This window comes from Rhizocola hellebori (assembly GCF_016862955.1).
Classification (GTDB): Bacteria; Actinomycetota; Actinomycetes; order Mycobacteriales; family Micromonosporaceae; genus Rhizocola; species Rhizocola hellebori.
Window position 1 is genome coordinate 88,020 of sequence record NZ_BONY01000036.1, and the last position, 7,224, is coordinate 95,243.

Annotated in this window: 7 protein-coding genes; 2 read left to right on the top strand and 5 right to left on the bottom strand. The window is 66.8% G+C overall.

Translation table 11 applies throughout. The features are described 5' to 3' along the window. Positions 1–43 precede the first annotated feature (43 nt). The gene (locus Rhe02_RS27350; RefSeq protein WP_203911244.1) at positions 44–2,722 is read right to left on the bottom strand and encodes a DEAD/DEAH box helicase; all 2,679 of its coding nucleotides are present in this window, start codon (positions 2,720–2,722) and stop codon (positions 44–46) included. Between the two features lie 54 nt (positions 2,723–2,776). Here Rhe02_RS27350 and Rhe02_RS27355 point away from each other — a divergent pair, with 54 nt between their 5' ends. Then, positions 2,777–3,511, top strand: coding sequence for an HAD family hydrolase (locus Rhe02_RS27355; protein ID WP_203911245.1), 735 nt, complete (start codon positions 2,777–2,779; stop codon positions 3,509–3,511). A 14-nt stretch (positions 3,512–3,525) separates the two neighbouring features. Here Rhe02_RS27355 and Rhe02_RS27360 read toward each other — a convergent pair whose 3' ends face one another. Genes Rhe02_RS27360 through tatA form a run of 4 tightly spaced genes read right to left on the bottom strand, consistent with a single transcriptional unit; the run spans position 3,526 to position 6,260 of the window. Beyond that, positions 3,526–4,413 carry a diacylglycerol kinase gene (locus tag Rhe02_RS27360; protein WP_203911246.1) on the bottom strand — a complete coding sequence of 296 codons (888 nt, stop codon included), beginning with the start codon at positions 4,411–4,413 and terminating at the stop codon, positions 3,526–3,528. A gap of 12 nt (positions 4,414–4,425) precedes the next feature. Further along, positions 4,426–5,037 carry a class I SAM-dependent methyltransferase gene (locus tag Rhe02_RS27365; protein ID WP_203911247.1) on the bottom strand — a complete coding sequence of 204 codons (612 nt, stop codon included), beginning with the start codon at positions 5,035–5,037 and terminating at the stop codon, positions 4,426–4,428. 11 nt (positions 5,038–5,048) lie between these two features. Next, complete coding sequence (tatC, locus tag Rhe02_RS27370; protein ID WP_239124075.1) at positions 5,049–5,972, bottom strand: twin-arginine translocase subunit TatC; 924 nt, start codon at positions 5,970–5,972, stop codon at positions 5,049–5,051. 21 nt (positions 5,973–5,993) lie between these two features. Then, positions 5,994–6,260: a Sec-independent protein translocase subunit TatA gene (gene tatA, locus Rhe02_RS27375; protein ID WP_203911248.1), complete on the bottom strand. Its 267-nt coding sequence runs from the start codon at positions 6,258–6,260 to the stop codon at positions 5,994–5,996. 250 nt (positions 6,261–6,510) lie between these two features. Between tatA and Rhe02_RS27380 the strand changes: the two genes are divergently transcribed. After that, the gene (locus Rhe02_RS27380) at positions 6,511–7,185 is read left to right on the top strand and encodes a hypothetical protein (RefSeq protein ID WP_203911249.1); all 675 of its coding nucleotides are present in this window, start codon (positions 6,511–6,513) and stop codon (positions 7,183–7,185) included. Positions 7,186–7,224 lie beyond the last annotated feature (39 nt).

The window sequence follows — 7,224 nt, forward strand, 5'->3', positions numbered from 1 at the left end:
ATGATGGCGGATTCAACAACCAAGCGGCAAGTTGGATGAACGTTTAGGCCACAGAACTGTACGCAAGAACACCCCTATTGATGGCGTCCATCGCCGAACGAGCATTTTGCCGCAATGTCGCTGAGGCGCCAGGAGCGTCCGCGATCTGGCTCAGCAAATCGATCACCTGCCGCGCCCACCGAACGAAGTCGCCGGCGGGCATGTCCCCGTCCAGCTGGTGCCCGCTGGCCAGCACCTTCGCCAGCGGCTCGCCCTTGGCCCACCGGTAGATCGGCCACACGAACCCCACATCGGGCTCCCGGGTCTGGGCCAGCCCGTGGCGACGCTCATCGGCCGCCAGCTCCTGGTAGATGCGCCACGTCGAGTCGACCGCCGACGCCACCGCGCCGCGCGGAATGGACGCCTGCTCATCGACCTCACGCCGGGCCTCATAGAGCACCACCGATGCGGCTGCGGCCAGCTCATGCGGCTGCAGCTCCTCCCAGATCCCGCTGCGCAGGCACTCGGCCACCAGGAGGTCGGCCTCTGTCCACAACCGGCCAAGCATCCTTCCCGAATCGGTGACCTCACCGTCCGGCCCCAGATAAGCGCGCTCGGTCAGCAAATCGCAGATTTTGTCGAAGGTACGCGACAGCGAGTTCGTCCGGTTGGCCACCTTGGCCCGCAACGCCTCGGTGTCCTTGCCCAGCCGATGCCCACGCTCGGCCCACCGGGCATGGTCCTCCCGCTCGGGGCAGGCGTGGCACGGATGCGCTCGCAATGCCTTGCGCAGCGCGGCAAGCTGCTTGTCCTCACCCGCACCCGAGCCTCGGCGGCGGCTGCCGCGCTCCTGGGTCAGGTCCAGGTTGCGCAGCGACGACGCCAGATCGCGACGCTCAGCGGGCGCGCGGTGGTTGAAGTGGCGCGGCACCCGGACCCGGCCGAGCGCGGTGACCGGCGAGGAGAACTCCCCCGCCGAAATCCGCCCGGCCCACCTGTCCTCGGTGAGCACCACCGGGCGCGGCTCACCGAACGGGCCCACCCCCGGGTCGAGGATGACGGCCAGCCCGGCGCGGCGCCCACCCGGGATCCGGATCACGTCGCCGACCTTCAGCTGCTCCAGCGAGTTGTTGACCTCGGCCCGGCGCGCCTGCTGGCTGATCCGCGACAGCTCCTTCTCCCGCTCGGCAATCTTGACCCGGATCGCGAAGTATTCGGCGAAATCCCCGTGCTCGCAACCCATCTCAGTGTCGTAGATGGACAGAGTCTCGTTGTTTCGCTGCACCTGACGGGCCAGGCCGACCACCGAGCGGTCCGCCTGGAACTGCGCGAACGACGACTCCAGCAGCTCCCGGGAAGCGGCCGCGCCGACCGAGCCGACCAGATTGACCGCCATGTTGTACGAGGGACGGAAGCTGGACCGCAACGGATAGGTGCGCGTCGAAGCGAGGCCGGCCACATGCCGCGGGTCGACCTCGGGGGTGAAGACCACCACGGCATGGCCCTCGACGTCGATGCCGCGCCGCCCGGCGCGGCCAGTCAGCTGGGTGTACTCGCCGGGGGTCAGGTCGACGTGCGCCTCACCGTTGAACTTGACCAGCTTCTCCAGCACCACGCACCGTGCGGGCATGTTGATGCCCAGGGCAAGGGTTTCGGTGGCGAAGACGGCCTTGACCAAGCCGCGTACAAACAGATCCTCGACGACCTCTTTGAAGGCGGGCAACATTCCCGCATGGTGGGCAGCCAGGCCACGCTCCAGCCCGTCCAGCCACTCCCAGTACCCCAAAGCATGCAAATCCTCGCTGGGGATGTTGCCGATGCGCCGCTCCACCACCTGACGGATCTCGACCCGCTCGTCGGGCGAGGTGAGCCGCAGCCCAGCCTGCATGCACTGCTGCACCGCCGCGTCACAGGCGGCCCGGCTGAAAATGAACAGGATCGCGGGAAGCAGCCCTTCGGAGTCGAGCCGATCCACAATGTCCGGACGCGCCGGACCGGTGTTGCGCCGCCGCCCCGCACCGCGTTTGACGGCGCCCATTTCGGCCCGCCGGGCGATCTCACGGGTATAGCGCAGCAGCTCCGGGTGTACGTCGTGGGCCCGCGCCGCGTCGGCCGAGTGGAACAGGTCGAACATCCGCTTGCCCACCAGCATGTGCTGCCACAGCGGCACGGGCCGGTGCTCGCTGACCACCACCTCGGTCTCGCCGCGCACGGTGACAAGCCAGTCGGCGAACTCCTCCGCGTTGGAAACCGTGGCCGACAACGACACCAGCGTCACCGACTCGGGCAGATGGATGATCACCTCTTCCCACACCGCGCCGCGGAACCGGTCGGCCAGGTAGTGAACCTCATCCATCACCACGTACGACAGACCGGTCAGCGTCGATGAACCCGCGTAAAGCATGTTGCGCAGCACCTCGGTGGTCATCACCACCACGGGGGCATCGCCATTGATCGAATTGTCGCCGGTCAGCAAGCCGACCCTGTCCGCGCCGTAGCGCTGGATCAGGTCGTGAAATTTCTGGTTGGACAAGGCTTTGATCGGCGTGGTGTAGAAACACTTGAGCCCCCGCTGCAGCGCGAGGTGCACCGCGAACTCGCCCACCACCGTCTTGCCCGCCCCGGTCGGCGCGCAGACCAGCACGCCACGGCCCTCCTCAAGGGCGCGGCAGGCAGTCCGCTGGAACGGGTCAAGCTCGAAGCCGAGCCCTCCGGCGAACTCAGTCAGAAGCGGGCTCGTCATGACACCTAGGCTAGGCGACCTTGGCCAGCGACCGCAGGTCGGTATCCTGCTCGGGTGCAAGACCCAAAGCCACGGGCGCTAGACGCTGTTTTGTTCGACTTTCATGGCACGCTGGCCATGACGGTCGACCCGATCGCGTGGGTGACCGCCGCAGCAGCCGATTGCGGGGTATCGCTCGACCGTGGCCGGGCCACCGTCCTCGCCGACCGGATAGCCACCGCGGGCGGGCTGCCCGGTGTGGCCAAACCGAGCCGGATCCCGCCTCAGCTGGCCGAGGCGTGGGCCAACCGGGACCTCTACGAGCAAAGCCATCGGGAGGCCTTCATCGGCCTCGCCGCGACCGTACCCTGCGAAATCTCCGGTCTGGCCGAAGCGATCTACGCCCGGGTGGAAACCCCGCAGGGCTGGCAGCCCTACCCGGACGCGCTGCCCACCATGAGCGCCCTCTACGCCGCCGGGGTCAAGATCGCCGTGGTCAGCAACATCGGCTTCGATATCCGGCCGTTGCTGGCCGCCTGGGGCCTGATCGGCCTTTGCGACGCCATCGTCCTGTCCTACGAGGTGGGCTGCGTCAAACCCGACCAGAAAATCTTTCTGCGAGCCTGCGCCCAGCTGGGCGTGGAGCCCGAGCGCACGCTGATGGTGGGCGACACCCCCGCCGACGCCGGAGCCGCCGCCGTCGGCTGCGCCGCCCTCATCGTGCCCTCAGCCCCCTGCGGCAAAGCCAACGGCCTCCACCGGGCTCTATTGCTGGCGCGTGCAGGCAACGCGCAGGCAGCGCCGCCTTGAAGCCGCTGCGAATGTTAAGCCAAGAGGCGCAGGGCGTCTCTGGCTGCGGTGACGGTGATGGGTAAGGGGGCGATGCGCTCGCCGTCGGCGTAGCAGACGATGCCTTCGGCGTCGAGCTCGATCGATTCGACGCGGAGCTGGCGCACCTTGGGATGGTCGATGTGGGTGCCGGCGTAGACCCGCGGCTTGATGCGCATCAATGTGGCGCGGGAGATGGGCTCGGCCCAGACCACGTCGAGCAGGCCGTCGTGGGGGTCGGCGTCGGGGCAGATCTTCATGCCTCCGCCGTAGGAAGTGCAGTTGCCGATGGCTAGCAGCACCGCCTCGAAGCCGAGCCGCTTGCCGTCGACCACGGCCGTGTAAGCGCGCGGGCGCAGCCGGGCCAGCTCCACCACGATGGCGATGTCGTAGCGGCGCGGCCCTTTCGGCCAGCGCATGCTGTTGCCGCGCTCGTTGACGATGGCGTCGAAGCCTGCGGCGAGCACAGCGCCGAACCACCGGGTCTCGCCCTGCGCGGTGGTCAGCCGGGCGAGGTCGAAAGTCTTGTGCCGGTTGGCTTTCAGCGCTTCGGCGAGCACGCCCGCGGCCGCCACCGGATCGGTGGGCAGCCCGAAACAGGTCGCCATGTCATTGCCCGTGCCGACCGGCACTATGCCCAGCGGGGTGCTGGTGCCGGCCACCGCCTGCAACGCCAGGTGAACCGTGCCGTCTCCGCCCAGGGCCACCAGTGCCCCGACACCGTCGGCGACTGCGGCTTTGCCCGCTTTTTCTGCTTCTTCGCGGGTACCGGCAGAAAGCACCCGGATCGAAGCCGCCGCCTCAAGACGGGCCAGCGCCGCCTTGGCCGCGCCCGCATGCCGCCCGCGTCCGGCCGAGGGGTTGAGCAGAACCGCGATCTCCATAGCCAGTAGAGGCTACCGACTCGGGACGCGCCCCACCATCACGAACTCGTTGTAGGTGAATACCTTTCCGGCCACGCGTGGCAGCGGGAAAGAGTACTGCTTTTCCACCTGCAACCCCACCTTGCCGGCGAGCTCGGTGGTCTGCGGGTGCCCGACGAACCACACGTGGGTGGCATCGCTGGCGTAGCCGCGCTCCTGCGGCGTGATGAACACGACCTTGCCGCCCGGCTTCACATAGGGCAGATATTCGTTGACCAGCTCCACCGCGACATCGGCCGGCACGTGCTCCAGCACGTGAGCGATGAGCAGGGAGTCGAACGCGGCGGGCTTGCCGTGCTCGCTGCGGTGGAACTCCTCCGACGTGTAGGCGGTGAAGCCCAGCGCGCGAACCCGCTGCACGGCGTCGGCGTTGTGGTCAACGCCGACGCCGTTTCCGTCAAGGTGCAGCAGGTTGCGGCCGATGCCGCAGCCGACGTCGAGCACGTAGCCCAGGTTCAAACGGCGGAGGTGCGCGCGGTAGGGCGCCTGAACATTGAGCGCCCTCTTCCACCACACATCACCGATGCGCTGCAAACGCTCAGCGTATTCGGCTTTCTTGGTGGGCGCGTCAGCCTGATCTGCCATGGTCACATACCCTATGTCATGTCGTCGTAGCGGCGTTCGAGAGGTGCGATGGGCTCCACCCGAGCACCGGCCTCGACCGGCTCCGGCTGGTAGTCATCGATCGACGAGGTCTCATCGTCGTCAAGACCCGCGTAGATCTCCTTGCCGCGGCCCTTGCGCTTGTCGTTGAGCAGCGCGACACCGACGGCGATGAAGTAGAGCAGGCTCAGGCACAGGGCGAAAACCGTCATGCCGAACGGGCCCGGGTCGGGCGTGGTCACCGCGGCGAACGCGAACGAGATGAACACCGCGACGCGCCACCAGCCGAGCATCTTCTTGCCGCTGACCACGCCCGCGAAGTTGAGCATCAGCAGCAGCAGCGGGAATTCGAACGAGACGCCGAACAGCAGCATCATGCCGGTCATGAAGGAGACGTATTTCGTCACCTCCAGCATCGTCGCGCCGAGCACGCCGAGGTCCATCAGGACTTCCAGGCCGTTGCTGGCCATGATGAACCCGAGCGTCACGCCCAGGCCGAAAAGCGGCGCCGCGATCGCGGTGAAGGTGTAGGCCCACTTGCGCTCGTGCCGGTGCAGGCCGGGTGCGATGAATGCCCACAGCTGGTACAGCCAGACCGGTGCAGCCACGATCAAAGCGAGCCAAAGCGCCAGCTTCATCCGCAGCATCAGACCGTCGGCCGCGCCCATCTGCAGGAACTGACACCTGTCGTTGATCAGCAGATGTTCTTTGGTCATCAACTCGCAGTAGGGGACTTCCAGCTGTTCGAAAGCCCACCTCGACATGATCCAGCCGAGCACGAGCCCAGCCGCGACTGCCAGCGAGGCCTTGAACAGGCGGTCACGCAGCTCGCGGATGTGCTCGATGAGGGTCATCGAGCCATCCGCTGCCCGCTGGAATTCGGTGGGCCCGCGTCGACGTGCCAGGGGGTTCTTCATGGCAACGTCCGCGCGGCCGGATCAGGAGTGCTTGATCGGGTCGACCTTGGGCGCAGGCGAGGGCTGGTTGTCAGCGATCGGCTGCTGCGAGGTGACCTGAGCCTCGGCCTTGCCGTCGAGGTTGGTGTCCTTGCCATCCTCGGTCAGGCCCTTGGTCTCGGCCTTGAGGATGCGCATCGAGCGGCCGAGGGAACGCGCCGCGTCGGGCAGCTTCTTCGCGCCGAACAGCAGGACGAGAATTCCCACCACGATGAAGAGGTGCCATGGCTTAAGGGCGCCGGAAAACATGATTTCTCCCAGATGCTTCGCAGGGGGTGCTCTGACATCGAGTGTTACCGCTCACCCCACCTCGGTCAACGTTACCGGGCTGAGCGTGCAGTTTCCTGCACGGGCCCCTGTAAGTTAGGGCACCCTTCCCTTGACAAACACGCAGAGTGAGGGCAATGCTTTCCCAGGCCGCCTGGCGCGCACCCCGCGGTATGCCTTGACGTGACCTTCTGCCGGCGGCCTGCCCCTACCGGAAAGGAACACGCCTCGCATGATGGAGCAGGCAGCGCCCAACAGCAACAAAACCAACCACCGCCGGCTGTCGGATCTTGATGAGACCGGCTTCATTCAGCTGCGCGACTACGAGGGCGAGCTGAACCCTGCGGAGTGGGAGTCGATGGAGTACGTCGACTGGAAGAGCGGTGGCGACACCAACTTCGCCCCGATCGCCTCGGCGCTCGGCGACATGGAGTGTGCCGGTTTCTGGGACCACGGCAAGTCCGACAAGGACGGGATCTGGACGCAGAATGCGGAGATCTGCCCCACCCTCGTCCAGTGGACCGAGGCCATCGGCGGCCGCTACGGACGGGTCCGGGTCATCAAGCTGGAGCCGAGCAAGTCCTACGAGTACGCGGTCAGCTGCATGCACCAGGACGACAACAACCGGCTCAACCCGGAAGAAGAGCCCTGGGTCGTGCGCGCGTGGCTCAACCTCACCGATGACACCGAAAGCTTCATGATTGTCCGCGAAGGCAAGGAAGACGCCGCCTCGGAGAAGCACATCCCGCTGCGCAAGGGCGCCCAGTTCGTCGTGGACACCCAGCGCCTGTGGCACGCGGTCTACCACAAGGGCGACCAGCCGCGTTACGCGCTGATCGTCAGCTTCGAAAGCGGCGACGACCTGCAGAAGTGGATCGACTCGCAGAAGGTGACCGCCTCGGTCTAGTCACGCGTTCCCCCGAAATCGCAGCGCCGCGCCGGCGTC

Coding starts and splice junctions, on each gene's coding strand:
- Rhe02_RS27350 (WP_203911244.1), bottom strand. CDS start 2,722: ATGACGAGCCCGCTTCTGACTGAGTTCGCCGGAGGGCTCGGCTTCGAG.
- Rhe02_RS27365 (WP_203911247.1), bottom strand. CDS start 5,037: ATGGCAGATCAGGCTGACGCGCCCACCAAGAAAGCCGAATACGCTGAG.
- tatA (WP_203911248.1), bottom strand. CDS start 6,260: ATGTTTTCCGGCGCCCTTAAGCCATGGCACCTCTTCATCGTGGTGGGA.
- Rhe02_RS27360 (WP_203911246.1), bottom strand. CDS start 4,413: ATGGAGATCGCGGTTCTGCTCAACCCCTCGGCCGGACGCGGGCGGCAT.
- tatC (WP_239124075.1), bottom strand. CDS start 5,972: ATGAAGAACCCCCTGGCACGTCGACGCGGGCCCACCGAATTCCAGCGG.
- Rhe02_RS27380 (WP_203911249.1), top strand. CDS start 6,511: ATGATGGAGCAGGCAGCGCCCAACAGCAACAAAACCAACCACCGCCGG.